25 protein-coding genes are annotated in these 26,591 nt (G+C 63.0%); 15 read left to right on the forward strand and 10 right to left on the reverse strand.

Features of this window, described 5'->3' with window-relative positions:
* Positions 1-6: 6 nt before the first annotated feature.
* The gene (locus ACR0CU_RS10120) at positions 7-1,173 is read right to left on the reverse strand and encodes a pyridoxal phosphate-dependent aminotransferase (protein WP_170447029.1); all 1,167 of its coding nucleotides are present in this window, start codon (positions 1,171-1,173) and stop codon (positions 7-9) included.
* 98 nt (positions 1,174-1,271) lie between these two features.
* Here ACR0CU_RS10120 and ACR0CU_RS10125 point away from each other — a divergent pair, with 98 nt between their 5' ends.
* Positions 1,272-2,156 (forward strand): LysR substrate-binding domain-containing protein, encoded by an 885-nt coding sequence (locus ACR0CU_RS10125; RefSeq protein WP_170447108.1) that lies wholly within the window; start codon positions 1,272-1,274, stop codon positions 2,154-2,156.
* Positions 2,157-2,257: 101 nt separating this feature from the next.
* Here ACR0CU_RS10125 and ACR0CU_RS10130 read toward each other — a convergent pair whose 3' ends face one another.
* The 3 genes from ACR0CU_RS10130 to ACR0CU_RS10140 form a co-directional block, all read right to left on the reverse strand.
* Positions 2,258-3,415, reverse strand: a complete 1,158-nt coding sequence (locus ACR0CU_RS10130; protein WP_170447031.1) for an acyl-CoA dehydrogenase family protein — start codon at positions 3,413-3,415, stop codon at positions 2,258-2,260.
* Positions 3,416-3,523: 108 nt separating this feature from the next.
* Entirely contained in the window at positions 3,524-4,315 is a 792-nt protein-coding gene (locus ACR0CU_RS10135) for a TIGR03084 family metal-binding protein (protein WP_170438398.1), read from the reverse strand.
* Between the two features lie 47 nt (positions 4,316-4,362).
* Positions 4,363-4,926: a TetR/AcrR family transcriptional regulator gene (locus tag ACR0CU_RS10140; protein WP_170358021.1), complete on the reverse strand. Its 564-nt coding sequence runs from the start codon at positions 4,924-4,926 to the stop codon at positions 4,363-4,365.
* 304 nt (positions 4,927-5,230) lie between these two features.
* Here ACR0CU_RS10140 and ACR0CU_RS10145 point away from each other — a divergent pair, with 304 nt between their 5' ends.
* Genes ACR0CU_RS10145 through ACR0CU_RS10155 form a run of 3 tightly spaced genes read left to right on the forward strand, consistent with a single transcriptional unit; the run spans position 5,231 to position 6,619 of the window.
* Positions 5,231-5,695, forward strand: coding sequence for a nuclear transport factor 2 family protein (locus ACR0CU_RS10145; protein WP_170447033.1), 465 nt, complete (start codon positions 5,231-5,233; stop codon positions 5,693-5,695).
* Positions 5,696-5,708: 13 nt separating this feature from the next.
* Entirely contained in the window at positions 5,709-6,323 is a 615-nt protein-coding gene (locus tag ACR0CU_RS10150) for a pyridoxamine 5'-phosphate oxidase family protein (RefSeq protein ID WP_480642947.1), read from the forward strand.
* Between the two features lie 47 nt (positions 6,324-6,370).
* Positions 6,371-6,619 carry a hypothetical protein gene (locus ACR0CU_RS10155; RefSeq protein WP_174819685.1) on the forward strand — a complete coding sequence of 83 codons (249 nt, stop codon included), beginning with the start codon at positions 6,371-6,373 and terminating at the stop codon, positions 6,617-6,619.
* A gap of 51 nt (positions 6,620-6,670) precedes the next feature.
* On the opposite strand, the gene ACR0CU_RS10160 is transcribed toward ACR0CU_RS10155, so the two are convergent.
* Positions 6,671-7,345, reverse strand: coding sequence for a TetR/AcrR family transcriptional regulator (locus tag ACR0CU_RS10160; RefSeq protein WP_170447037.1), 675 nt, complete (start codon positions 7,343-7,345; stop codon positions 6,671-6,673).
* Between the two features lie 64 nt (positions 7,346-7,409).
* On the opposite strand from ACR0CU_RS10160, the gene ACR0CU_RS10165 reads away from it, so the two are divergent.
* The 6 genes from ACR0CU_RS10165 to ACR0CU_RS10190 all read left to right on the forward strand — a co-directional run bounded on the left by ACR0CU_RS10165 (position 7,410) and on the right by ACR0CU_RS10190 (position 15,483).
* Complete coding sequence (locus ACR0CU_RS10165; RefSeq protein ID WP_170392378.1) at positions 7,410-8,726, forward strand: flavin-containing monooxygenase; 1,317 nt, start codon at positions 7,410-7,412, stop codon at positions 8,724-8,726.
* Positions 8,723-9,625: a bile acid:sodium symporter family protein gene (locus ACR0CU_RS10170; protein WP_170443686.1), complete on the forward strand. Its 903-nt coding sequence runs from the start codon at positions 8,723-8,725 to the stop codon at positions 9,623-9,625. Before ACR0CU_RS10165 ends, ACR0CU_RS10170 begins: the two co-directional genes overlap by 4 nt.
* Positions 9,622-10,554: an SDR family oxidoreductase gene (locus tag ACR0CU_RS10175; RefSeq protein WP_170447039.1), complete on the forward strand. Its 933-nt coding sequence runs from the start codon at positions 9,622-9,624 to the stop codon at positions 10,552-10,554. The genes ACR0CU_RS10170 and ACR0CU_RS10175 overlap by 4 nt, the downstream gene beginning before the upstream one ends.
* Positions 10,551-11,309: an SDR family NAD(P)-dependent oxidoreductase gene (locus tag ACR0CU_RS10180; RefSeq protein ID WP_170447041.1), complete on the forward strand. Its 759-nt coding sequence runs from the start codon at positions 10,551-10,553 to the stop codon at positions 11,307-11,309. The genes ACR0CU_RS10175 and ACR0CU_RS10180 overlap by 4 nt, the downstream gene beginning before the upstream one ends.
* A gap of 133 nt (positions 11,310-11,442) precedes the next feature.
* Positions 11,443-12,315 (forward strand): NAD(P)-dependent oxidoreductase, encoded by an 873-nt coding sequence (locus tag ACR0CU_RS10185; RefSeq protein ID WP_170447043.1) that lies wholly within the window; start codon positions 11,443-11,445, stop codon positions 12,313-12,315.
* Positions 12,316-12,417: 102 nt separating this feature from the next.
* Positions 12,418-15,483, forward strand: a complete 3,066-nt coding sequence (locus ACR0CU_RS10190; protein WP_480642951.1) for an aminotransferase class III-fold pyridoxal phosphate-dependent enzyme — start codon at positions 12,418-12,420, stop codon at positions 15,481-15,483.
* 43 nt (positions 15,484-15,526) lie between these two features.
* Here the strand turns inward: ACR0CU_RS10190 and ACR0CU_RS10195 are convergent, their stop codons facing one another.
* On the reverse strand, positions 15,527-16,003 hold the full coding sequence (locus tag ACR0CU_RS10195; protein WP_170337651.1) for a hypothetical protein: 477 nt from the start codon (positions 16,001-16,003) through the stop codon (positions 15,527-15,529).
* Entirely contained in the window at positions 16,000-16,167 is a 168-nt protein-coding gene (gene hemP, locus ACR0CU_RS10200) for a hemin uptake protein HemP (RefSeq protein ID WP_005978533.1), read from the reverse strand. The genes ACR0CU_RS10195 and hemP overlap by 4 nt, the downstream gene beginning before the upstream one ends.
* A gap of 220 nt (positions 16,168-16,387) precedes the next feature.
* Here hemP and gph point away from each other — a divergent pair, with 220 nt between their 5' ends.
* On the forward strand, positions 16,388-17,062 hold the full coding sequence (gene gph / locus ACR0CU_RS10205) for a phosphoglycolate phosphatase (RefSeq protein ID WP_170447047.1): 675 nt from the start codon (positions 16,388-16,390) through the stop codon (positions 17,060-17,062).
* Between the two features lie 224 nt (positions 17,063-17,286).
* On the opposite strand, the gene ACR0CU_RS10210 is transcribed toward gph, so the two are convergent.
* Positions 17,287-18,534 carry an acetate/propionate family kinase gene (locus ACR0CU_RS10210; RefSeq protein ID WP_170447049.1) on the reverse strand — a complete coding sequence of 416 codons (1,248 nt, stop codon included), beginning with the start codon at positions 18,532-18,534 and terminating at the stop codon, positions 17,287-17,289.
* Positions 18,531-19,919: a bifunctional enoyl-CoA hydratase/phosphate acetyltransferase gene (locus tag ACR0CU_RS10215; RefSeq protein ID WP_170447051.1), complete on the reverse strand. Its 1,389-nt coding sequence runs from the start codon at positions 19,917-19,919 to the stop codon at positions 18,531-18,533. The genes ACR0CU_RS10210 and ACR0CU_RS10215 overlap by 4 nt, the downstream gene beginning before the upstream one ends.
* A 385-nt stretch (positions 19,920-20,304) precedes the next feature.
* Between ACR0CU_RS10215 and ACR0CU_RS10220 the strand changes: the two genes are divergently transcribed.
* Complete coding sequence (locus ACR0CU_RS10220; protein WP_480642954.1) at positions 20,305-21,507, forward strand: APC family permease; 1,203 nt, start codon at positions 20,305-20,307, stop codon at positions 21,505-21,507.
* Between the two features lie 44 nt (positions 21,508-21,551).
* Here the strand turns inward: ACR0CU_RS10220 and ACR0CU_RS10225 are convergent, their stop codons facing one another.
* Positions 21,552-23,147 (reverse strand): GMC family oxidoreductase, encoded by a 1,596-nt coding sequence (locus ACR0CU_RS10225; protein WP_170447053.1) that lies wholly within the window; start codon positions 23,145-23,147, stop codon positions 21,552-21,554.
* Between the two features lie 108 nt (positions 23,148-23,255).
* Between ACR0CU_RS10225 and ACR0CU_RS10230 the strand changes: the two genes are divergently transcribed.
* The 3 genes from ACR0CU_RS10230 to ACR0CU_RS10240 all read left to right on the forward strand — a co-directional run bounded on the left by ACR0CU_RS10230 (position 23,256) and on the right by ACR0CU_RS10240 (position 26,584).
* On the forward strand, positions 23,256-24,494 hold the full coding sequence (locus tag ACR0CU_RS10230) for a TRAP transporter substrate-binding protein (RefSeq protein WP_093962894.1): 1,239 nt from the start codon (positions 23,256-23,258) through the stop codon (positions 24,492-24,494).
* 66 nt (positions 24,495-24,560) lie between these two features.
* Positions 24,561-25,226, forward strand: coding sequence for a TRAP transporter small permease (locus ACR0CU_RS10235; RefSeq protein ID WP_170357982.1), 666 nt, complete (start codon positions 24,561-24,563; stop codon positions 25,224-25,226).
* Positions 25,226-26,584, forward strand: a complete 1,359-nt coding sequence (locus tag ACR0CU_RS10240; protein ID WP_093962896.1) for a TRAP transporter large permease — start codon at positions 25,226-25,228, stop codon at positions 26,582-26,584. The genes ACR0CU_RS10235 and ACR0CU_RS10240 overlap by 1 nt, the downstream gene beginning before the upstream one ends.
* The last annotated feature ends 7 nt before the right edge of the window (positions 26,585-26,591 follow it).

Genomic DNA, 26,591 nt, shown 5'->3' on the forward strand with positions numbered 1-26,591 from the left:
GTCAGGTCAGAGTTTGGCCGTGGCGTCGGCAATCCGGCGCAGGCCTTGGGTCAGGCTATCGGTGTCATAGGCAAAGGAAAGCCGAAAATGCCCCGGCATGCCGAAGGCCCGCCCCGGCACCACCGCGATGCCCGCCTGATCCAGCAGATGACGGCAGAACTCGGGGTCCGACGGCATCGCGGCAGGCGTCTGCGGAAAGACGTAGAAGGCGCCGCAGGGCACTGGGCAGTCCAAACCGGCGGCCTTCAGGCCATCCACGACCAGATCGCGGCGCGCACGCATCGCCTCGCGGCGTTCGGCCAACAGATCCTGCGGGCCGGTCAGCGCGGCCAGTGCTGCCGCCTGCGCGATGGAACAGGCACCCGAGGTGATCTGCCCCTGCACCGCCGCCATCGCCTTGATCAGCGGCGCGGGGCCGATCCCCCAGCCGATGCGCCAGCCGGTCATCGAATAGGCCTTGGACACGCCATTCACCGTTAGCGTGCGGTCGGCCAGCGCCGGAACCGCCTGGGTAAAGGGCGTGAAGGGCACATAGGCGAGGTGCTGATAGATCTCGTCCGAGGTTACCCAGACCTGCGGGTGCTGTTCCAACACAGCGCCCAGCGCCTGCAATTCGGCCTCAGAGTAAACCGCCCCGGTCGGGTTCGACGGTGTGTTCAACAGCAGCCAGCGGGTACGCGGGGTGATCGCCGCCTCCAACTGTTCGGGGGTCAGCTTGAAGGCCTGATCGCGCGGACAATCCAGCACGACCGGCACACCGCCCGCCAGTTTCACCATGTCGGCATAGCTGGTCCAGAAAGGCGCGGTGGTGATGACCTCATCGCCCGAATCGAGCGTCGCGAGGAACGCGCCGGCCAGCACCTGCTTGGCCCCGGTCGAGACGATGACCTGCGCCGGCTCGACCCCGGCCTGTTCCGCGATAGCGGCACGCAGGGCCAGCGTTCCGGCGGTGGCGGGGTATCGGGTCTGGCCTTCCAGCGCCGCCTTGTGGGCGGCCTCGACCACGTGCGGCGGCGTGGGAAAGTCGGGCTCGCCGGTGCTGAGCGCGATCACGTCCACACCCTGCGCCCGCAACTGCGCGGCCCGTTCCGAGATTTGGACGATCTCGGACAATTCGATCCCGTCGAGTCTCCCTGCCCGCCGAAATCCGCTCGAACTGTTCTGAATGGTCATGATCGCCCCGCTGCACTTTTCTACCGTTGCGCCTTTTTGCTATTGGGTTGGAGGATCCACCAGTGATATTCCCTCCAAAAGCCATGAGGAAAAATCATATGCTGGCGCCGCGTCGATTTCTGCCGTCTATTTCTTCCCTGTTGGCGCTCGAAGCCGTCGACCGCCTGGGCAGCGCCTCGGCAGCTGCCGATGAGCTCTCGCTGACCCAAAGCGCGGTCAGTCGCCAGTTGAAGGCCGTCGAAGAACAGCTGGGCGTCGCACTGATCCAACGCGACCGAATGCGCCTGCAACTCACACCCGCTGGCAAGGAATACGTGGAAACTGCCCGAACGGCGCTGCAGCAACTGGCGCAGGCCTCACTGAAGCTGAAGGCCAACCCTTCCGGCGGTTCTTTGCAACTGTCGATCCTGCCCGCCTTCGGTATGCACTGGCTGGCGCCACGGCTTCAGGATTTCGCGCAACGCCACCCCGAAGTGACGATGAACCTCAGCACACGGCTCAAGCCATTCGACTTCGGCACCGAACCCTTCGACGCAGCCATCCACTTCGGCCAGCGCGACTGGGCCGGGGTGAACTATCTGCCGATCATGTGCGAAGAGGTTCTGCCGGTCTGCGCGCCAGCCCTGCTGCCAGCCGAAGCCCCGAACGCTGAATGGCTGGTCGACGCACCACTGCTGCATCTGGATACCCGGCCCGATGCGTGGGAACGCTGGTTCGCCGCGCAAAGCACCCCTGTCGAGGGCGTCCGAGGCATGCTGTTCGACCAGTTCTCGACCATGATCCAGGCTACGATCCATGGGTTGGGCGCAGCACTGCTGCCCAGCTACCTGATTTCGGCCGAGCTGGAAGCCGGCCGGTTGGTTCCGGCCTGTGCAGCTCCGCCGGTCAGCCTGGGCGACTACTATCTTGTCTGGCCGCAAAGTCGCACGGAGCCGGCCCCGCTTGTCTCGTTCCGTGCATGGCTGCAGGGGCAGCTGCCTTAGCCGATCCGCCTCCGCCGCGGCCGAGCATCGCTCGGGCGCGGCCGGGCCCAACCGGAGGAGGCGGCCCGCAAGGGCCGTTGACGACGGGCGGGAGCGCCCGGTCAGACGTCGATCGAGCGGGCGATGAGTTCCTTCATCACCTCGTTGGTGCCGCCATAGATCATCTGCACCCGCGCATCCGCGTAAAGCCGCGCGATCGGGTACTCCATCATGAAGCCATAGCCGCCGAACAGCTGCAGGCATTCGTGCATGATCTCGTTTTGCACCTCGGAGCCCCAGTATTTCACCATCGAGGCCGTGGCCGCGTCCAGCTGACCGGCCTCCAGCTTGCCGATGCAGTCATTGACGAAGCTGCGCAGCACCTCGGCCCTGGTCTTGCATTCCGCCAGCTTGAAGCGAGTGTTCTGGAAGTCCATCACCCGTTGGCCGAACGCCTTGCGTTCCTGGGTGTATTTCAACGTCTCGGCGATGGCGAAGTCGATCGCGCCCAGCGCCATGATGCCGATGGTCAGACGTTCCCATGGCAGTTGCTTCATCAGCTGATAGAAACCCTGCCCCTCCTCGGAGCCCAGCAGGTTGGTCATCGGCACCTTTACGTCCTCGAAGAACAGTTCGGCGGTGTCATTGGCCTTCATCCCCAGCTTCTTGAGGTTGCGCCCCCGGCGGAAGCCCTCGGCCCCTTCGGTCTCGACCGCGATCAGCGACACGCCCTTGGCGCCCAGCGACTTGTCGGTTTTGGCGGCCACGATGATCAGGTCGGCGGTCTGGCCGTTGGTGATGAAGATCTTGGACCCGTTCATCCGGTAGGAATTGCCATCCTTTTCGGCTGTGGTGCGGATCGCCTGGACGTCCGAGCCGGTGCCCGGTTCGGTCATGGCCAGCGCGCCGACCATCTCGCCCGAGGCCAGTTTGGGCAGCCATTTGCTCTTTTGATCCTCGCTGCCATAGGCGGTGATGTAGTGGGTCACGATCGACTGGATGCCATAGCCCCAGCCCGCATCCCCCCGCGAGGTCTGCTCATAGATCGTGACCGCATCAAAACCCATGCCGCCGCCGACGCCACCGAATTCCTCGGGGATGGCCCCGGCCATCAGCCCGGTTTCCCCGGCCTTCCGCCAGAAGTCACGGTCGACCACGCCTTGCTCGGCCCAGGCCTCGATGTTGGGCACCAGTTCATCATCCATGAACCGCCCGGCCATTTCGGCAAACATGCGGTGTTCGTCAGTGACCCAGGAAGCGGTCGAGGTAAAAAGCGACATGATTGGTTCTCCGGAATTCTGTTGGCGAAAAGGGTAGCTTTTGCCGCCGATTCCGCCAATCCGGGTGACGCCGCGTCGGTTTGCGCTGCTACGCAACGTCCTTTGGCGTCAATGCCCTACGCGATGCCGGGCACCGGGCGGCGGCGGCGTTTCCGGGGCGCCGGCGAAACACTGGGCGATGGCCATCCACTCCTGCGCGACCGGCCCCTGCACCGACAGACCAGTGTCCGCCACGTTTCGGGTCTGGGTCACTACGCGGGCAAAATCGACGGCAGGCCCTTCGATCAGGTCGGCGCCGGGCGCGCCGAATTCCCACAGCGCCCCCGACGGCGCGATCAGGCGCAGATAGGGTGCCACCGGTGGCACCGGGCGGCCATGTACCGTGTAGGTCCAACCAAAGGTGTTCACCCCCAGCACGACGATGTTGCGGATCCGGTCGGTCTCGGGCCGGGTCAGGCCAAGAATGTCGAATACCTCCTGCCCATGCGCCCAGCTCTCCATCTGCCGGGCGGTCATCGAGGACCGCACCGACATGTCCGGCCCCACCCATTTGACCCGCGACTTGGGGTCCAGCCCCGACCAGTCGCGGCCCATTCGGCTGCATAGATCAGACCATGCGGCGCGCAGATCATGTCCTCGTTCGGTGATTGCAGCGTTTTCCGTCGCGCGAAATCCCTCGGCCTGGATACGCGGCATCACCTGCTGCACCCGGGCTTGGAACGCATCCGGGTCGCGTTGTGACAGGTCGGCCATTTGGTTCCAGAAATGCAGGTGCACCAACACGTCGTCGATCGTCCAGTCTTTGAACTGGGTCACGATCTGCCAGTCCGCGGCACCCAGCCCCGTCAGTGCATCATCAAGAACCTGACATTCTTCCAGAAAATCCGAAGCCTGCTGCATATACCCCCCTTTTACCTGCTTCAGGGACTAAAGCGGGTTTTCCTGGGTCAAGCCAGCGCGTTTTTCAGCAAGACGGCAGCCGCCTCCTTGGCGTCGCGCGCGGGATCGCCGTTGCGAAGCAGCACGGCGGTGACGATCGCGCCCTCTTTCAGCAGCAGCAGCTGGCAGGCCAGCTTGTCCGGGTCCCGCGCGCCAGCCTTGCGACACAGGTCGGTGAAATATTCCAGCAGCAGGCGCTTGTGCTCGCCCGCCTGCACATGGATCGGGTGGTCGGGATCCTGGTATTCGGCCCCCGCCTTGATGAACATGCAGCCGCGGAAATTGTCCTCGCGGAACCATTCGCCCAGCGCATCGAACGCGGCCAGCAATTGATCGGCGGGGGTGTCGGCCAGCTCCTCGATCCGGCGCACGAACCAGTTGCGGAAATTCTCGTCCCGCAGTCGCAGCACCGCCAGGATCAGCTCCTCCTTGGTGCGGAAATGCTTGTACATCGAGGTCTTGGACACGCCGGTTTCGACCACCAGCCGGTCCATTCCGGTGGCGTGAAACCCGTCGCGGTAAAACACCTGCAGTGCTTTGCGGACCAGCTCGTCCCGTTTGTTCGGACGCATGATTCGGCTCCCTCATGTACAGATCAGTACATAATGCCTTTGCCGCGCAGGTGCAATTCACGCCGATGAAGCCACTGTTTTTAGCTCTTATTTTCCATGACGAAGGCCAGAACGAAAAACTTTTTTTGACCCAAGGGTTGAAATAGTTGACCGATCTGTACACCTTATCAGCACAGTTTACTGATCTGTACACCCAAAGGATTTGACCGATGCGACGCCGCGCCAGCCCATTTCCCGCAAGCTATGTTCCCTTCCTTCTGACCGTGGCCCTACTGGCCGCCACCCTCGCCTGAAGGCCCTGACCATGCCGCGCCCTCCCCTGCCCCCGTTCACGACGCAGACCGCCATCGAAAAGGTCCGCAAGGCCGAAGACGCCTGGAACAGCCGCAACCCCGACGTCGTGACCCCGGCCTATACCCCGGACAGCCAGTGGCGGAACCGGTCCGAGTTCCTGACCGGCCACGCCCAGATCCACGCCTTTCTGACCCGCAAATGGCGCACGGAACTGGACTATCGCCTGATCAAGGAGCTGTGGGCCTGTGACGGGAACCGCATCGCGGTGCGCTATGCCTATGAGTGGCATGACGACAGCGGCCAGTGGTTCCGCTCCTACGGTAACGAGAACTGGGAGTTCGCCGCCGATGGCCGGATGGCCCAGCGACATACGTCCTTGAACGATCTGCCGATCACCGACGCCCAGCGCCTGTTTCACTGGCCCCTGGGGCCACGGCCCGCCGACCATCCCGGCCTGTCCGATCTGAACCTGTGAAAGGAGGCACCCCATGCCCCGCGCCTTTTCCGAACTGACCTTCACTCGCGCCGTCCGCGCCCATCAAGAGCGGATGGGGTCCGCCGCCTCCTACGCCAAGTTCATCGACGGCGGCCCGCAGCAGGGTCACCTGATCGGCCCCACCGAGCAGGCCTTCATCGAGGCGCGCGACGGGTTCTATCAATCCACCGTGTCCGAGACCGGATGGCCCTATGTCCAGTATCGCGGCGGCCCGGCGGGGTTTCTGAAGGTGCTGGACGACCGGACCATCGGCTATGCCGATTTCACGGGCAACAAACAGTATATCTCGCGCGGGAATCTGGACGGCAATGACCGGATCGCGCTGATCCTGATAGATTATGCCAACCAGCGCAGGCTCAAGATTCTGGGCCGCGTGGACTTTCGCGAAGGGGCCGAGGCCGCGCGCGACCTTTTCCCTGACGCGGCCGAGGCCGAACGCGCGGCGATCATCCATGTCGCGGCGCTGGACTGGAACTGCCCGCGCCACATCACCCCTCGCTTCACCGAGGCCGAGCTGCGCCCGCATCTGAACGCGCTTGGCCGCCAATTGGCCCAGCTGCAGGCCGAGAACGACCAACTGAAGCAGGCCCTGGCCCGAAAGGCCTGAGCCACCCCCAAGACCCCGAACCCGTCAGCAACAGGAGTATCAATGCCATGCTACGCGCGATTACCAACACCCTCGCCACCCTGACCGCCGGATCGGTCTTTGCCGTTTCGGTCGTGACCGTCGGCTTCTACCTCTCGCCCGAGGCCGTGCGCGCCGCCGAGCCCGACCCGTTTCAGACCCAGTTCCGGGCACAGACCATCGAAGCGATGCAGAGCGCTTATCCCGTGCTCACCCCCTACACAGAATCCAAGGCGCAACCAAAGCCCGAGTCTTCACCCAAGCTGCCGACAAACTGACAATTGAGGACCGAAATCTTGAATCCCCGCGCGTCTCGGGCACCGCCCGCGCTATCGACTGAGCCGAGCGCGGCCCGAGTGCACCATTGCCTCGATCCCCGCGGCGCAGAATTCGACCAATTGGTCGATCCCGGACAGATCGCCGCCCTGTGACAGCGCCTGCACCCGCCAGGCGCTGTTGAGATGCGCCAGCATCGCCGAAACCGAATAGACCTGGCCCGTGGCCAACAGCGCCGGGTCGGCCTGCGGATACAGAGCGGCGATCTCACGGATGAAGAACTGGGCGGTGGGGTCGAAACACTCGGCGGCAATATGGCGCCAGCGCGGATCGACCGAAACATGCGCCACCAGCCGCCCATAGGCCATCCAGCCCGGACCGCCGGTTTCGGCTAGGCTGACATAGGGGCGGATGAAACAGTCCAGAATGCCCCGCAGGGTCAGCGGGTCCTGCGCGCGCCGATCCTCCAGCGCCTGCATCCTGATCCGGGCAAGCTCGTCGGCGCGGCGTGCGACGGTCTGGAAGAACAGCTCTTCCTTGCCGCCGCCATGATGGTGGACCAAACTCACCTGCACCCCGGCGCGCGTGGCGATGTCGCGGATCGAGGCGCCCTCGAATCCCCGTTCCGCGAACAGCGCCTCGGCCGCGTCCAGAATCCGCGCCTTGGTTTCCAGCGACCGGGCCGATGGCGCCCTTTGCCTTTGTTTTTCAATGTATTTCGCGCTCATGTTTTTCATCTTGCCTTATTTTGGACGATCGTTCAAGTTAAGCGCCACGAGCAGGGGAGGGTTCATGACACAAGCGCGCAAGGCATATGCCTTGATCGGCGCGGGTCCGATGGGGCTGGCGGCGGCCAAGGTGCTGAAGGAACAGGGCATCCCGTTCCAGGGATTCGAGTTGCATTCCGATGTGGGCGGGCTGTGGGATATCGATGCGCCACGGTCGACCATGTACGAATCCGCGCATCTGATCTCATCCAAGTCTATGACCGAATTTGCCGATTTCCCGATGGGCGACGACGTGGCCGAATACCCGTCGCACCGGCAGATGCGCAACTATTTCCGGGCCTTTGCCGATCATTTCGGACTACGCGATCACTACAGGTTCAATACCGAAGTGATCGACGCATCGCCACTGGGCGCGCCGGGCGATGGTTGGCGGCTGACCTGGCGGGACGACCAGGGAACGCATAGCGGTGAGTTTGCCGGGGTGCTGATCGCGAACGGTACCCTGTCGGAGCCCAACATGCCCGATTTTCCCGGCAAGTTCGACGGCGAGTTGATCCACGCCTCGCAGTACCGCTATCCCAGCCAGTTCGACGGCAAGCGGGTGCTGGTCGTGGGCGCGGGCAATTCCGGGTGCGACATTGCGGTGGACGCCATCCATCACGCCGCGCAGTGCGACCTGTCGATGCGGCGCGGATATTATTTCGTGCCGAAATACGTCTTTGGCAAACCCGCCGACACGCTGGGCGGGATGATCCGCCTGCCCATGTGGCTAAAGCGCCGGATCGACGGGATGATCCTGCGCTGGTTCGTGGGCGACCCGCAGAAATACGGCTTTCCCAAGCCCGACTACAAACTGTACGAAAGCCACCCGGTGGTGAATTCGCTGGTCCTGTACCACGCGGGCCACGGCGACCTGCGCATTCGCCCCGACATCGACCGGATCGAGGGCCGCACCGTTCACTTCAAGGACGGCAGCGCCAGCGACTATGACATGATTCTGGCCGCGACCGGCTACAAGCTGCATTACCCGTTCATCGACCCCAACCTGCTGAACTGGCAGGGCGATGCGCCGCATCTGTACCTGAACGCCATACATCCCGAACGCGACGATCTGTTTGTGCTGGGCATGATCGAGGCCACCGGGCTAGGCTGGCAAGGACGCCACGAGCAGGCCGAAATGGTGGCGCGCTATATCAAGGGTCTTCAGTCCGGCTGCCCCGTGGCCGCGGCGCTGAAGGCGGAAAAACAAAAAGACTATCAGCGCGCCACCGGAGGCATGCAGTACCTGAACCTGCCCCGCATGGCCTATTACGTGGACAAGGCGACCTATCGCAAGGCGGTGACGGATTGGATCGCGCGGTTCCGGAAAGCCCGCGCATGACCGGCATCGACGAGATCACGCTGAATTTCAGCCCCGGTTCGCTGACTCTGCTGAACGCGATTCTGGCGATCGTGATGTTCTCGATCGCCATCGACCTGTCACCACGCGACTTCGACCGGCTGCGGCGCGCGCCCAAGCCAGTGGTGGTGGGGCTGGCCTCGCAATTCCTGGTGCTGCCGGCGCTGACCTTCCTGCTGGTCTGGCTGACCGAGCCGCGCCCCTCGATCGCATTGGGGCTGATCCTGGTGGCGGCCTGCCCGGGGGGCAATATCTCGAATTTCATCACCCATCGGGCGGGCGGAAACGCGGCGCTTTCGGTGTCGATGACCGCCTTCGCCACCATCGGGGCCATCGTGATGACCCCGTTCAACATCGCTCTGTGGGGCGGGCTGTATCCGCCGACCCGCGCCATTCTGCAGCAGACCCAGATCGACCCGGTGCAAATCGCCATCATCGTCGGGCTGATGCTGATCCTGCCGCTGGTTCTGGGGGTGACCCTGAACCAGAAGCGCCCCGCCCTGACGGCGCGGCTGCGCGGGCCGCTGCAGATCCTGTCCATGGCCATTTTCGTGGCTTTCATCGTGCTCGCCCTGGCGGCCAACTGGAGTTTCTTCCTAGGCTACGCCGGGGCGGTCGCCGGGCTTGTGATCCTTCACAACGCCCTGGCACTGGGGGGCGGTTGGGTTGTGGCCACTCTGACCCGGCTGTCCCCCTTTGACCGGCGTGCAATCACGATCGAGACCGGCATCCAGAATTCGGGCCTTGGACTGGTGCTGATCTTCGCCTTTTTCAACGGCCTGGGCGGCATGGCCGTGGTGGCCGCCTTCTGGGGGATCTGGCATGCCATCTCGGGGCTGGCGCTAGCGCAGCTGATGGCCCGGACCGAGGCCGCCCGATGACCCGCATTCTGATCACCGGCGCCGCGGGCCTGGTCGGCTGCGCCCTGCTCGACGAGCTGAGCGACCATGAGGTGTTTGCCACCGACCTGCGCCGCCCGGACACGCTGCCGGACGAGGTTCCGTTTCTGCGCATGGATGTCACCACGGGCGACCCCGCCCGGGTTATCGCCAAGGTGAAGCCCGAGGTGATCGTGCATCTGGCCTCGATCGTCACGCCGCCGCCGGGCATGTCGCGGGCCGAGGCCCATGCGGTGGATGTGGGCGGCACGCGAAAGGTGATCGATGCCGCGCTGGCCCATGGCGTGCGGCGGCTGGTCGTCACCTCATCGGGAGCGGCCTATGGCTATCACGCGGACAACCCGGTGCCGCTGCGCGAAACCGATCCGGTGCGCGGCAACCCCGAGTTTCCCTATTCCGACCACAAGCGGCAGGTCGAGGAGATGCTGGCCGAGGCCCGAACGGCCGCGCCGCAGCTGGAGCAGGTGGTGCTGCGGGTGGGCACAGTGCTGGGCGACGGCACCGACAACCAGATCACCGCCCTGTTCCGCAAACCCCGCCTGCTGGCGGTGGCGGGCAGCGACAGCCCCTTCGTGTTCATCTGGACCTGTGACCTGGCCCGCATCCTGAAACGCGCGGCCACCGATGGGCCGCCGGGAGTGTACAACGTCGCCGGGGACGGCGCGCTGAGCGTCGAAGATCTGGCCCGCGCGTTGGAAAAACCCGTGCTGCGCCTGCCGGCCTGGGCGCTCAAGGCGGCGCTGGCCGTGGCTCACCCGCTGGGCCTGTCGCGCTATGGCCCTGAACAGGTGCGGTTCCTGCAGTACCGACCGGTTTTGGACAATACCGCGCTGAAAACCGTGTTCGGCTATGTTCCGCAGAAGACCAGCGCCGAGGTGTTCGACCTTTGGAAAGGGAGTGTGGGCCTGTGAAAACCGCAGTGATCTCGGGCGGGGCCGGCGGGCTGGGTCAGGCGCTCTCGGCCGCGCTGCAAGAGCGTGGATGGCGCGTGGTCCTGCTGGATCTGAAGGTGGATGGGGTGCAGGACACCGCTACGCAGATGGCGATTGCCTGCGATCTGACCGATCCGGCGCAACTGGCGCGTGCCGTGAACGATACGCGTGCGCATTGCGACAGCATCGATCTGGTTGTCTACAACGCTGGGATCACCCAGATCTGCGGGTTCGATCAGTCCGACGACACCAGCCACCGCAAGGTGTTCGAGATCAACTATTTCGCGGCCGTCTCGATGGCCCGCGCCTTTCTGCCCGCGCTGCGCCGGTCGCGCGGGGCGCATCTGGCGATCTCGTCGGTGGCGGGATTTGCGCCCCTGTATCACCGCACGGCTTATGCGGCCTCGAAACACGCGCTGGACGGTTTCTTCAAATCGCTGCGGTCCGAAGAACGGCCCCATGGCGTGCGGGTGCATATCGCGGCGCCCTCATTCGTGGCGACCAACCCGGGCCGGGCCGAGCGGCAGCCCGATGGCACCGCACGCCCCGGATCGGCCAGCGACGGCATGGACGAGATGACCCCCGAGGCGGCCGCCCGCGTGATCCTGCAAGGGATGGATCGCGGGCGGCCCGTCATCCCGGTGGGCCGGGTGGCGCGGCTGGCCTGGTGGCTGAACCGGCTGGCCCCACGCCTGTACCAGCGCCTGATGGAGCGCAATATCAGCGGCGCGTGACGCGCGGCCATTATTTGCGGCCCGTTTCCCGGTGCGGGGTTGCCCTTTGGCCGCGGCTTTGCTTTGTCTCTGGCAAGCATTCCGGCCAGTGGGCGTTTCATGTCCCGGACCGGTCACAGGGAGGATCTCGAAAATGGCGAAAGTTGCATTCCTTGGCCTGGGCGTCATGGGCTATCCGATGGCCGAGCATCTGCAGGCGGCCGGGCATGAGGTGACCGTCTACAACCGCACCGCGGCCAAGGCGGAGAAATGGGTGTCGCAGCATGGTGGCCAGATGGCGACCACGCCGCGCGGTGCCGCCGAGGGGGCCGAGTTCGTGATGGCCTGCGTCGGCAACGACGACGATCTGCGCATGGTCTGCACCGGCGAGGACGGCGCATTCGACGGCATGGCGGAAGGCTCGGTTTTCGTTGACCACACCACCGTTTCGGCCAAGGTCACGCGCGAGCTTTACGCGGCGGCCAAGGCGCGCGGGATCTCTTTTGTCGATGCGCCGATCTCGGGCGGTCAGGCCGGGGCCGAGAACGGGGTTCTGTCGATCATGTGCGGCGGCGATCAGGCCGCCTATGACCGGGCCGAGCCGGTGATGCAGGTCTATGCCAAGATCTGCCGCCGCATCGGAGACAGCGGCGCGGGCCAGATGACCAAGATGTGCAACCAGATCGCCATCGCAGGGCTGGTCCAAGGCCTGAGCGAAGCGCTGCATTTTGCAGAGAAGGCCGGGCTGGACGGGCGCGCAGTGGTCGAGGTGATCAGCCAGGGGGCCGCCGGAAGCTGGCAGATGTCGAACCGGTACGAGACCATGCTGGACGACCATTTCGACCACGGCTTTGCGGTGGACTGGATGCGCAAGGACCTTGGCATCTGCCTGGACACGGCGGAAGAGACCGGGGCATCGCTGCCGGTGACCGCGCTGGTCGATCAGTTCTACAAGGATGTGCAGAAGATGGGCGGCGCCCGCTGGGACACTTCGTCACTGATCAAACGCCTGCGGGCCATGGGGTAAGTTGGGGGCTGTCTGCCCCCCATCGCGCCCAGGCGCGATTCCCCCCGAGGATATATTCAGCCAGATGAAGAGGGCCCCGGCGCGCACGGGGCGGAAGTTCGAATGAATGATGTCAGTGAGTTTTGGGCGGCCGCGCTGCGGCGGGTCTGGGGGCTGGACGCCCGGCTCTCGCGGCTGGATGGCGAGTATGACCTGAATTTCCTGGTGCAAGCCACCAATGGGCAGGATTATGTTCTGAAGGTCATGCGGGCCGGGTGTGACCCGCAATTGGTGGATCTGCAGATCAAAGCGTTGGAGGATATCGCGGCCGAGGCCCCCGGGCTGCCGTTTCCCAAGGTGATCCCCGGGCTGGACGGCGGTTTGCTGCCGCAGATCGACGACGACGCGGGACGGCCGCGGCTGGCGTGGCTGTTGGAGCGGCTGCCGGGCCGGTGCTATGCCAAGGCGGCGCCGAAATCCGACGACCTGATCCTGAAACTGGGCCGGGTCTTGGGAGCAACCGATCGGGCGCTGGAGCGGTTTTCGCATCCCGGCCTAGAGCGGCCGGAGTTCAAATGGGACCTGACCCAGGCCGGCTGGATCGCTGACAAGTTGGATGCGGTTGCCGACCAGGATCGTGCGGCCCTTCTGCGCGAGATTTGTGCGCAGTTCGATGCCGTCTCGGGCATGCTGGCCGACCTGCCCCGGCAGGCCATCCACAATGACGTGAATGACTACAACATCCTGGTCGAAGGAGAGCTGTCGGAGCGCCGGCAGGTTTCGGGCCTGATCGACCTGGGCGACATGTGCGCCGCACCGCGGGTGTGTGAACTGGCGATCGCCGGGGCATATGTGGTGCTGGACCACCCGCGCCCCGAACAGGCGCTGGCCGCGCTGGTGCGGGGCTATCACGCCGCAAACCGGCTGCGCCCGCAGGAAGTGGATTTGATCTGGCCTCTGCTGCGGATGCGGCTGGCGGTCTCGGTCGTCAACTCCACGCTGATGGCCGCAGAAAACCCGGACGACCCGTATGTGACGATCAGCCAGGCACCGGCCTGGCGCTTTCTGGAGGACGCATCGGTCAATGGCAAGATGATGCCCGCGCGGCTGCGGGCGGCCTGCGGGCTGCACGTCACCGACGGGGCCGAGCGCATACACGCATACTTGGCCGAGCATCGCGGGCAGTTTGCGCAGTTGTTGGGGCAGGATCTGTCGGACGTTCCGATGGGTTCGCTGTCGGTCGAAAACTCGACCTGGCCGCAGAACCCGTTCCACATGCCGCTGGAGGAAGCCGCGCGGGTGGGCGCGGAATTCGGCGACGGGTTGTGGCTGGGCTATTACAACGAACCGCGCCTGATCTATGCCGAGCCTGCGTTCCGCAAAGGTCCGTGGAAGGCGTCGGACCGGCGCACGGTGCATCTGGCGGTGGATGTGTTCGCGCCGGCGGGGACGCCTTTGCTGGCACCGCTGAGCGGTCGGGTCGAGGCGGTCGAGAACCGGGCGAACCATCTGGACTATGGCGGCGTGGTGATCCTGCATCACGAAACCCCCGAGGGTGACGCGTTCTATACGCTGTACGGGCATCTGGACCCCGAGGTCTGTGACCGGCTGAAACCGGGCGATCCGGTGGCGCAGGGGGCGGCATTCGCCCGGCTGGGCGATGCCGGCCAGAACGGCGGCTGGGCGCCACATGTGCATTTCCAGCTGGCGCTGACCACGGACGGCATGCAGGCCGACTGGCCGGGCGTCGCCGAACCGGACGAGCTGGACCTGTGGCATGCGGTCTGCCCGAACCCGGCGGCCCTGCTGAACCTGCCCGACGAGAAGGTCTTCTATCGCCCGACCGACAAGGCGGAGATCCTGAACAAACGGCGGGCGCATTTCGGCGGCAACCTGAGCCTGACCTATGACGACCCGGTGATGCTGGTGCGTGGGTGGAAACATCACCTGTTCGACGAATGGGGACGGCCCTATCTGGATGCCTACAACAACGTGCCGCATGTGGGGCACGCGCATCCGCGCATTCAGGCCGTGGCGGCGGATCAGCTGAAGCGGATGAATTCGAACACCCGATATCTGCATCCGGCGCAGATCGAGTTTGCCGACAAGCTGCTGTCGAAACTGCCCGATCACCTGCAGGTGTGCTTCTTCGTCAACTCGGGCACCGAGGCCAACGAGCTGGCCCTGCGCCTGGCGCGGACGCATAGCGGGGCCAAGGGCATGGTGACGCCCGATCACGGCTATCACGGCAACACCAACGCGGCGGTGGCCATTTCCGCCTATAAATTCAACAAGCCCGGCGGCGTGGGCCAGGCCGATTGGGTCGAACTGGTCGAGGTGGCCGACGATTATCGCGGCCGGTTCAAACGTGACGACCCCGACCGGGCGCAGAAATATGCCGACTTGGTCGACGACGCGATTGCAACCCTGCAGCGCAAGGGGCATGGGGTGGCCGGTTTCATCGCCGAGACCTTCCCCTCGGTCGGAGGGCAGATCATCCCGCCAAAAGGCTATCTGCCAGCGGTTTACGAAAAGATCCGCGCCGCCGGCGGCGTCTGCATCGCCGACGAGGTGCAGACGGGCCTGGGCCGGCTGGGCGAGTACTATTTCGGCTTCGAACATCAGGGCGCGTCCCCTGATATCGTGGTTCTGGGCAAACCCATCGGCAACGGCCACCCCCTGGGCGTGCTGGTCACCACGCGCGATATCGCCGACAGTTTCGACAACGGGATCGAGTTCTTCTCGACCTTCGGCGGCTCGACCCTGTCCTGCCGGATCGGCAAAGAGGTGCTGGACATCGTCGATGATGAGGGCCTGCAGGAGAATTCTCGCGTGATGGGCGCACGGCTGATGGAAGGTCTGCGCGCGATCGAGGCCGAGTTCGCCTGCGTGGGTGATGTGCGGGGGATGGGCCTGTTTCTTGGGGTCGAACTGATCAACCCCGACGGCTCGGAAGGCACCGAGATCTGCCGGTACGTCAAGAACCGGATGCGGGACCACCGCATCCTGATCGGCAGCGAGGGGCCGAAGGACAACATCCTGAAGATCCGCCCGCCTTTGACCATCGAGGCCGAAGATGTGGACATGATCCTGTGGGCGCTGCGGTCTGTGTTGGCCGAGGTGGGCGACTATGCCCCTGCCCCGGTGTGCGACCACAGCCATCACCATGACGGGTGCGGCTGCTGCTGAGAAACGCCCCGGCCGAATTCGGCCAGGGCACTGAACCGCGCTGTCAGTGCAGCACGGCCGAGGGGGTCTGATGGCCGGTGGTCGGCAGTGGAACGGCGGAGGTCATGCGCCGCAGGGCCAGCCCGAACTCTTCGGACAGTGACGCCAGCGCGGGCGCGAAATCGGGGCGTACGATCAAGGCGGCCAGCATCATCGCATCCTCGCGCGCCCCTTCCGAGGCCGCAGCGATCATCTGCGCGAAACAGCTTTCGTCCGCGCCCAGACAGGCGCAGCCCAGCCCGTGCCGGATCAAGGGGCGGCGGGCGTGATGGGCGCACAGGCTGCACAGACGATCCAGCGCCAGCATGGCCAGCTGCCCATGATCGGCGCCCAGCGCGATGTCGAAGTCATGTGCGGCGTCGGCACGGCCGGCGGCCCCGTCACTCCACATCCGCAGGTACATGACGGCGCCAGCCTCGATCGGGGTCAGATCGGCCAGCCGTCCGACCGGGGCGCCGCCCCGGGTCGATGCGCCGCTCATTTTGTCAGGATCAATTTACCCGCGCGGGTGATGCGCAGGGTATACAGCTGGTCGCCCAGTTCGATATGGGCCAGGTTGCCGCCCTGCGTCAGGTCCTCGGCCTTGTGGGCCGGCAGCATCGAAACGGCATAGGCTTGGGTCGGATTCGGGTTCTGCGCGTTCATCGGGTCATCTCCGGTTGTGTTCAGGCAAAGCGCCTTTTCCGTTCAACTTTCATGGATCTGGCTGGCCCGGAACCGGGTTGGCTGCGTGTCTTCATGCTTAATCTGATAAAAATACTAAGGTATGTCAAGTGCCGGTTTCCTGCTATTCGCACACCGAACCATTGCGCCCTTGCGGCAGGCCCGTTAGGCCGGGTCTCGGCACTTAGAGACGGGAGCGGAGATGACGGCGGCAATCGTGTTTGATCTGGATGGCACGCTGGTGGACAGCTTGGCCGACATTGCGGCAGCAGCGAACCGGATGCTGGCCGATCAGGGCTATGCGCCCCTGCCCGACAAAACGATCCAGGGATTCGTCGGCAATGGCTTGCCCAAACTGGTTGAGCGCGTGATCCGTCACTGCGGACTGAACATTGAGCGCCATTCCGAACTGACAAAGGTCACGCTCAACCACTACAGCCAAGCATCAAGTGCGATGACCAGGCCTTATCCAGGTGTCAAAGACGCTCTGAGACGACTGCGGGCTGCAAATATCGCGCTAGGGGTCTGCACCAACAAACCGGAAGCGCCCGCGCGGCATATCCTTGAGGTTCTGGATCTGGCGCAGTTCTTCGACGTGGTGATCGGCGGAGATACAGTGAAATCCCGCAAACCCGACCCCGCCCACCTGACCGCCACGTTCGAGGCACTGGGCACGAACGACGCGCGTGTCTTTGTGGGCGACAGCGAAGTGGACGCAGAAACGGCCCAACGTGCCCAAGTCCCATTTCTTCTGTATTCGGAAGGGTATCGAAAGTCGCCGGTCTCGGAACTTCCCCATTTGGCCAGCTTCGACGACTTTGCGCGCCTCCCTGACCTGGCAATGCGCATCACAGGCTTATCTGGCACCGGGCTCTAAGGCTTTGGCTGCCAAGGGATTCAACTGGTTTTCTGGGGTTTTTGAGGGGCCGGCTGAGGGGGTAGGTAGCCAGCCCCTCTTCGGGGAAAGTGGTAGGCCAAGTTTGACCTTGGTTAATCAGACAATAGCCCAGCCCACCTATGCCCGAAATTGGGGGTTTCCCGTAGAGAGACATTTTTTGCAAAAAATTCGCTGAAAATCCTTCGCTGACGTCCGGCGCCTGATCACTCAGGCCCCGAACCATCGGCCGGCGGCGGCGCGGCTGGGCTCGCTTTGTCCAATAGCGTCTCGTACATGTGCGGATAGACGAAACGAGCAGCCGCACGGGCGATCACCAGTTCCTCGTTGGTGGGGATGACCATGACCTGAACCCGGGACAGCGGTGTCGAGATGATCCGGGCGTGGTCCGTATTGGCATCATGGTCCAGTTCAATCCCCAACCACCCCATGTTGACGCAAATCCTTTCGCGCACCAGCGCAGAATTCTCGCCAATCCCACCAGTGAACACCACCGCATCCAGCCCACCCAGCACAGCCGCAAGGGCACCGAGTTCACGCCGCGCACGAAAATTGAAATAGCTGATGGCCCGGCGCGCGCTGCCGCTGTCGGACTTTTCCAGCGTGCGCATGTCGCTGGACAGACCGGACAGACCCAGCAGACCGGATTTGCGATACAGAAGTTCGGTGATCTCATCCACGCTCATGCCCTTCTGGTCCATGAGGTAGAGGACGACACCGGGATCCAACTGGCCGCATCGGGTTCCCATAGGCAGACCGTCTATGGCCGAGAACCCCATGCTGGACCCGACCGAGCGGCCGTGGATCATACCGCACATCGACGCGCCGTTGCCAAGATGCGCCACGATGACCCGGCCGCCATGCAGCAGCGGCGCGGTCTTGGCCAGATGGCCCGAGATGTATTCGTAGCTGAGGCCGTGAAACCCATAACGGCGAACGCCCTTGTCATAATACTCGGTCGGCAAGGCAAACGTATCGTTGACCCAAGGGTGACTGCGATGAAAGGCGGTGTCGAAACAGGCAACCTGCACCGCATCGGGGAACCGCTCGACCGAGGCACGAACGCCGCTGAGGTTGTAGGGCTGGTGCAACGGCGCGAACGGCGAGAGTTCGTCAAGCGCCGCAAGGCTTTCAGGTGTCAGCAAGATCGGTTGATCGTGGTCAGGACCACCGTGAACGATGCGGTGGCCGACGGCTGCAATATTGGCCGCGGGAAATTGCTGGACGATCAGGTCCAGAACATGGTTCAGGGCCTCGTTATGATCGGCAATCCCGTCTGCCACATCACCGCCCAACGTGCGGCCATCCGAGGTTTTGGCACGGATGGTCGCGCCAGCGGTGCCGATGCGGTCCACGATTCCGGTGCAGATTGCAACCGGGTCATCGGATGGCAACGAAAACAGCCCGAACTTCAGAGACGACGAGCCTGCGTTCAGCGTGATGACATGGCTCATGACCGCCCCCCGGCAATGCGGGCGGCGTGCAGGGCAGCCACGGCGCAGGATGCCAAACGCGCCTTGTCGTCATCCGCGCGGCTGTTCAGGATGATCGGCACCTTCGCCCCCAGAACCACCCCTGCCGCTTCGGCGTTGGCGATATATGTCAGCTGTTTGGCCAGCATGTTGCCCGCATCCAGATTTGGAACCACAAGTATGTCGGCCTGTCCGGCCACTGGCGAGACAATCCCCTTTATCCGTGCTGCGGCCATGCTGACCGCATTGTCCATGGCCAGCGGACCGTCGACCAAGCCTCCTTTGATCTGGCCCCGTTCAGCCATTTTGGACAGCAACGCCGCGTCGATCGAGGACCGAATGGCCGGGTTCACCGTCTCGACCGCCGACAATACGCCAACCTTGGGCGTTTCCATCCCGATCGAGATCGCCAGATCAATCGCGTTCTGGGTGATGTCGATCTTGGTTTGCAGATCGGGCTCGATATTGATCGCGGCGTCGGTCACCAGCAGCGGATGCGGTTGCCCGGGCACGTCCATGACGAAGACATGGGTAAAGCGCCGGCCCGCGCGCAACCCCTGATCTTTCCGCAATGCGGCCCTCAGCAGATCATCGGTGTGCAGATGCCCCTTCATCAGCGCCCCGGCCCGGCCTTCGACCACAAGGTCGACGGCGATGCGGGCGGCTTCGCTGTGCTCTTCCGCGGCGACAATCTCGAAACCATCCAGCTTTTCGCCCAGTTCCTGCGCCGCCTGCCCGATCAGGTCCGGGCGACCGACAAGTATCGGCTCAATGATCGTTTCCCGCGCAGCCAGGATCGCGCCGCCCAGCGAGTTCGGGTCCTCCGGCGCGACGACGGCGGTCGGGATGGGATCCAGCGGCCGGGATTTCTCCAGCAACGCGTCGAAGTGACGGTGCCGCTGAACGATCAGGCCGGGAACCTCGATTTCGCGGAACGACAGGGCGCGGTCCGGCGCTGTTACCACGGCTTTGCCGCTGACGATGACCGCATCATCCCTGCATCGGGTGACGGTGGTATCCAGGACCACCTCGCGGTTTGCACGCTTTTCCGTGACGACCACGCGCGCCAAAAGCTCGTCCCCGGCCATGGCACGGCCCACGAAGTCGAACTGTTGCGATTTGTAAAGCGTCCCGGCCCCGGGAAGGATGTTTCCCAGAACCGCCGAGATCAGCGCGCCAACGAACAGCGATGGCGCCACCGCCTCGGGCCGGTCGTCTCCATCCCCGTCCTCATGGGCCAGGTGCAGCGGGTTGTGATTGCCCGAATTCGCGGCGAAGGCATAAAAGTCATCCTCGGTGCACAGACGTTTCAGTTCGGCCGTGTCCCCGATGTTGAGCTGATCGTAAGGTTTGTTGTGATACTGCATCTGGTTCAACCTGCGAATGCTGCGCGCCGAACGCGGCCATGGCTGGGCCGAGCGACCGGAGCTGTGTTGCCCGGAACCTGATGGATTACACGCGAAATGTCCAACTCATACCCCGGCACGTCACGTCATTTTGGCGCGCAGGAAGACCTTGCACGAGCGACGCAACAAGACGTTGACAGCCACCCGGTTTTTTTGACGCGCCCGCCATCTGGCTTGAGAAAGGCGATGGAACGCGGCACAACCAAGCGCCAGAGTTGAACGGGATACCGCTGATTGGTAAATCTGAGCGACCTTGGATGCCGGTACACATACCATGATCGCCCCTCAGCGATTGAACCCCCACCAGCGGCGTCCCGACGAGCACTAGCGAGGCCGAACCGTTCCCTTGACGACCGAGTTGCAGAATACGTTGATCCTGTCCGCGGTCGTGGTGGTCTTGGCCATTCTGGTTTGGCCACGTGTCGCCAATTCCCGGATGTGGAGAGCCTCGATCACCCCGCTGGCGTCGATCATCGGCAGCGGGTTCCTTGTTCTTGGTCCAATCCTGGACGTCAGTTTTGGCGATCTGGCCCCGCTTGCCATGCTGGGCCTCTGCGCCGCGGCCTGGGGGTTTGGAAGCGCAATTCGATACAACATCCGCGACATTGCGCACAGATCCGACCGGGGTGCCGGTATCGAGCGGGCCGAAAGGGTCGCGTCGGCAAGCCTGTCTTTTGCCTACTTCATTTCGGTCGCCTACTACCTGAACCTGTTCGGCTCGTTTGGCGTGAGCTTGACCCAGGTGGATGACGCGTTTCATGCCCGCCTTGTGACCTCGGGCGTGCTTGTGCTGATCCTTTTCGTTGGCTGCACCCGGGGGTTTTCCGCGCTGGAACGGTTGGAGCAGATTTCAGTCGGCCTGAAACTGGCAATCATCGCCGGGCTGCTTGTCGGACTTGCCACGTATTTTGCCGAGCAATACAGCCACGATGCACTTGTCTTTGACCCGCCGGCCGAGCGCGGCTCGCACGCGCTCATGTTATTGGCCGGGCTGATCGTCACCGTGCAGGGATTTGAAACCTCGCGTTACCTCGGCCACGCCTATGATGCGGAAACCCGCATTCGCTCCATGCGGTGGGCCCAGTTGATCGCAAGCGCGGTTTACCTGATCTATATCTGCCTGTTGACCTATTCGGTCGAACCGGGCGGCTTGGTTCTGGACGAAACGGCGATCATTGACCTGATGCAGGTCGTCGCCCCGATACTGCCCGTTCTTCTGGTTATTGCGGCCCTGTCGGCCCAGTTCAGCGCCGCTGTCGCGGATACCAGCGGGTCCGGTGGACTGCTGTCCGAGATTTCAGGCGGGCGCGCCTCTGAACGGACCGCCTATACCGTTCTGGTCGGTGTCGGGTTGATACTGACCTGGACATCGAATGTCTTTGAAATCATCAGCTATGCGTCGCGCGCCTTTGCAGCCTATTACGCGCTGCAGGCCGGCATCGCGGCCCGGTCGGCGTCTCAGCAGAACCTGCCCTTCCGCGCGTTGGTGTTTGCACTGTTCTGCATTCTTGGCGCAGCAATCGCGGTATTCGGATTGCCCGTCGAATGACGCTCTGACCTTACCCAGCCAATAACTGGCCGACAGACTCTGTGTCAGCCGCGTCCCGCGATCAGATCGCTGGCCTTCTCACCGATCATGATGGCGGGCGCATTGGTGTTTCCGCTGACGATTTCCGGCATGATCGAGCAATCTGCAACGCGCAACCCCTCGATCCCTTTTACCTTCAAATCAGGTCCGACAACGGCCGCGTCGGTCGTACCCATCGCGCAGGTTCCGGTCGGATGATAGATCGACACTGAATTCGAACGCGCCCAGTCCAACGTCCCCTCATAGTCATCACAGGACAGATCCGCCGTCGGTCGGAACTCCTCGGAGATCTTTGAGGCCAACGGATTGTGGCGCGCAATATTGCGAGCGATGTTGACGCCAGCGACGATCGTTCGGCAATCGGTCTCTGTCGACAGATAATTCGGGATGATTTTGACATAGCTGGCGGGGTCCGGTCCATCCAACCGCAACTCTCCACGGCTTTCCGGCCTGAGTTGGCAGACCGACATCGTGAAGGCCGAAAACGGGTGCACGCCTTCACCCGGGCTGTCCGCCGACCAGGGCTGGACGTGAAATTGGATGTCCGGGGTTTGAACATCGGGACGGGTCTTCATGAAACCAGTTGCCAGACTGGCCGCCATGGTCATGGGACCGGCCCGGAACAAGGCGTATTTCAGCGCGATGCGGGCCTGGTTGAACAGGCTCCGCACCTCATCGTTCAGGGTCGGCTCGTTGCATTTGAATACCAGACGCGCCTGCAGGTGGTCCTGCAGCCCCTTGCCGACGTTCGGCAAGGCGTGAACAGGTTCGACTCCGTTTGCCTTCAAATGATCGGGGTCACCAATGCCTGACAGCATCAGGATCTGCGGAGAGTTGATTGCCCCCCCGGACAGAATGACCTCGCGCCGGGCCTTCACCGTTTTGGTTTCGCCCGACCGATCGCGGTAAACAACGCCTGTTGCGCGCTTGCCGTCCATGGCAACCCGCGTCACCAACGCGCGCGTGACGATCATCAGATTCTGACGGTTGCGGATGGGCTTGAGATAGGCAACGGCCGCACTGCAACGTCGCCCGTTGCGCGTGGTCAGCTGAAAATACCCGACACCCTCCTGATTGGCGCCGTTGTAGTCGGGATTGAACGGATAGCCTGCGGCCTGTGCCGCAGCGACCCAGGCATCGCAGATCGGGCGCTGTATGCGCATATTGGAGACGGACAATGGCCCACCTACGCCATGATACTCATCCTCTCCACGCTCTTGATCTTCGCTGCGTTTGAACAGGGGCAAAACATCGTCCCAGCCCCACCCCACATTTCCCATCTGGCGCCAGCGGTCATAGTCCTCTTTTTGTCCGCGAACGTAGAGAAGCCCGTTCAACGACGACGACCCGCCCAACACCTTGCCGCGCGGCCAATCAATGGAACGCCCATTCAATCCCGGGTCAGGCTCGGTCCGATAGCACCAATCGACCGAGGGGTTGTGCATGGTCTTGAAGTACCCGACCGGGATGTGAATCCACGGGTTGGTGTCCGGTCCGCCCGCCTCGATCAATGCAACTTTGGTTTGGGGGTCAGCACTAAGCCGATTGGCGATGACACATCCCGCAGAACCGGCACCGACAATCACATAGTCCACTTCCATGATCGGCTCCTCCCGAAGTTGCTAAAAAAACCCTATGCAAGATGCATGAATTAAGCTAGCATTTTTTGATACAAAACGTCTCAATAATTGCGAAACGGGAGGATAGCAATGGAGATCGGACGAAAGTTAAGTGGCATTTCACGGCGGGACTTTTTCCGCGTTGCCGGACGCTATGGCATGAGTTCCACTCTGCTGGCAGCGGGGGGTTTCGGTGGGGCCATGAGCCTTGCCAATCTCGCGCAGGCGGCTGAATCCACGTATGAAAAACGATTCTCGAAAGAGCCCAAGCATACGCTGAAATTCGGCGCGGCAGGTTTCAACACGCGCAACCTTCTTATCGAACGGGCCGGCGCCATCGAGTTCGCCCGCGACCTCGAAGAGCGCACGGACGGTGAGATTCGCATTGAGTTCATCGGCGACAACCAGATCTGCGGTCAGCTGAGCTGTGTCGAGAAAACCCAGCAGGGAATCGTGGACATTTACGCGGCCTCGACCCAGAACTCGGCCGGTGGCGCACCCTATCTGAACGTGTTGGACTATGCCTACATGTTCCCAAGCCGCGCGGCGCAGTATCATTTCTTCTACAGCCCCGCCAGCCAGCGGATCCTGCGCGAGCCGCTCGAAAAGCGCCACGGGTTGAAGTTCCTGTTCACCCACTGCGAATTGCGCGGGCTGCAGATGGGGTCGACCTTTGCGGACAAGCCCACCGTCACCAAACTGGAAGAGCTGTTTGGCACCAAGAACCGCGTGACCGGCACTCAGCTGGGTCGGATCGCGATGCAGCTGCTGAACCTGAACCCGGTTCCGGTGGCTTGGGAAGAAACGCTGGATGCGCTGAAGACCGGTCTGATCGATGGGGCCGAAACCTGGGCATCGGCGGTGGCCTACGCGAACATGGCACCGGTCGTTTCCCAGTCGGTCAACCTCAAGTTCTTCTGCGGCACCGAACACACGTCGATGTCGGCCAAGGTCTTCGACAGCCTGGGCGGCGAGCTGCAGGATGCGGTCATGGAGTCGTCCTATTTCACGCAGGCCCTGATCCAGGGTGCAAACGAAGCCGCGCTGCTGAACACGGTCGGCTTCTCGGATCCGCAGCTGCCCAACACGATCTTCGCCGAGAACGGTGTGCGTGCGGCCTTCCTGCCGGACGACCAGATCAAGCTGGCCGAGGAAATGTGTGCCCCGAACTTCAACCCGGAACCCTGGGCAGAATGGCGCGAGCGGCTGAACAAGTGGGCCGGCGGCATCGACACCTATCAGGAGATCTACGACATCGCGCGCGAGATCCCGGCAGACACCCTGCCGGAAAATGTCGAGCCGCGCCGTTGGTGGATGGGCCAAGCCTGATAAACTGATTTGAACCGGCCCCGCGTGGGCCGGTTCAACCGAAGACCGACTGGGAGGACGGGGTTCATGTCATTTTGGGCAGACATCGGCGCGATATTCAGCGCCTTTCTCAGCCAGGATTCCTTTGAAATTCAATCAGCGTTGGAGTCCGACGCAGCGTGGGTTGTCGGCGCCGTCGTCGCTGCGCTGGGTGGGCTTCTGGTCATGCTGATCTATCGCAAGGTTCCCTTCATCGAGCGCCATCTGGAACGATCCGTGATGGTGTATTCTTATCTCGCCATTGCGCTGATCATCTTCTGGGGCGTGATCGACAGGTTCGTCTTCAATGACCAGGAACCCTGGTCCACAACGATTCCACCCTTGCTGTTCATGGTGATGGCGTGGTTTGGGGCCTCCTACAACGTGCGCCTCAGAACGCATCTGAGCTTCAGCGAATTCCGGACCGCGATGCCACGTGGCGGGCAGTTGGCCTGCCTGATCCTGGACGCGGTGCTATGGTTCATCTTCGCGGTCATAGTCATCGTGACCACGTCGCGGCTGGTGGCCTTGTCAGCGTCCAACTTCCAGATCGTTCTGGGCACGGACAACATCATGCAGTGGTGGTTCCTGCTGGCGGCACCTTTGTCATTCTTTCTTATGGTCGGCCGAGTGTTCCAGAACCTGGCGGACGATCTGCGCAACTTCAAAACAGGCGAGCCGCTGATCAAGCAGGCCGTGATCGGGGCAGACTGATGGCAGACGGAACTTGGGTTACTTTGATTTCGCTCGGCGTGACGTTCCTGTTCATGTTGGGCGTGCCGGTCCTTCTGGTCATCGGCTACTGGGTGATCGGCTGCTCGTTTGTTCTGGGCCTGACGCTCGACAACATGGGCGCCGAGCTTTTGAACGTGTTCAACAAGGGCTTCGCGCTGCTGGCCATGCCCCTGTTCATCCTGACCGGAGACCTGATCAACAAGTCGGGTATCGCCCGAAGGCTCAGCGACTTCGCCTATGCCTGTCTCGGCTGGATACGCGGCGGTCTGGCGATGGCTTCGCTTGGGGCCTGCGGGTTGTTCGCGGCGATCTCGGGGTCCAACTCGGCCACGACAGCCACGATCGGATCGATGCTGCACCCCGAGATGGTCAAGGGCGGGTATGACGAACGCTTCAGCGCGGCGACGGCCGCAGCGGGCGGCACGGTCGGGATCATCATCCCGCCGTCGATCATCTTCATCGTCTATGGGTTCCTGATGAACCTGCCGATTTCCGAACTGTTCGTGGCCGGCATCCTGCCCGGCGCGCTGATGGTGATCGGGATGCAGTTTGCCTGCTGGATCATCTGCCGCATGAACGGCTGGGGTCACCTGATCCCGCTGCAGCTGAACCGCGTTCTGAAAACCGCCTTCGGTGCGTGGCTGGGTTTTTTTGCCATCGGGCTTGTGCTGTGGGGCATCTACACCGGCAAGTTCTCTCCGACCGAGGCCGCCGGGGTCACCGTCGGCTTCTGCGTCATCGCCGGGCTGGTGAGTTATCCGATCAACCGGATCATGGGCGCCCGCGACGATGTTTCCCCAACGGACAAGAGCTTTGCCGAAATGCTGGTGGTCGAGGGCTTCACGATCCCCGAGATCCCGTCAATCGTCATCCGTTCGGCACAGATCACCGGGATCCTGGCGCCTCTGATTGCCATCTCGGTGGTAATGCAGCAGATCCTTTCCCTGCTGGGGGCCCAGGAAACGATCGGCAATTTCGTGACCTCGATGGGGGGCTACCATGCTGTTCTGTTCACCTCGATGGTGATCGTGTTTTTCTCGGGCATGGTTCTGGAGAGCCTGCCGGTGACCATCATACTGGCTCCGATTCTGGCTCCGATCGCAGCTTCGGTCGGGATTGATCCGATCCACTTCTCGGTGATCTTCCTTGTCGGAGCATCCATTGGCTTCATCACGCCGCCATACGGGCTGAACCTGTATGTCGCCTCGGGAGTTACGGGCGTGCCGTATTTCCGGCTTCTGCGGTATACGGTGCCTTATCTGGTGGCGTTGCTCTCGGTCTGGATTCTGGTGTCACTGGTGCCTGATCTGGCCTTGATACTACTGCCGAAAAACTAGACTGTAG

The organism is Ruegeria sp. BC2 (genome assembly GCF_056539245.1).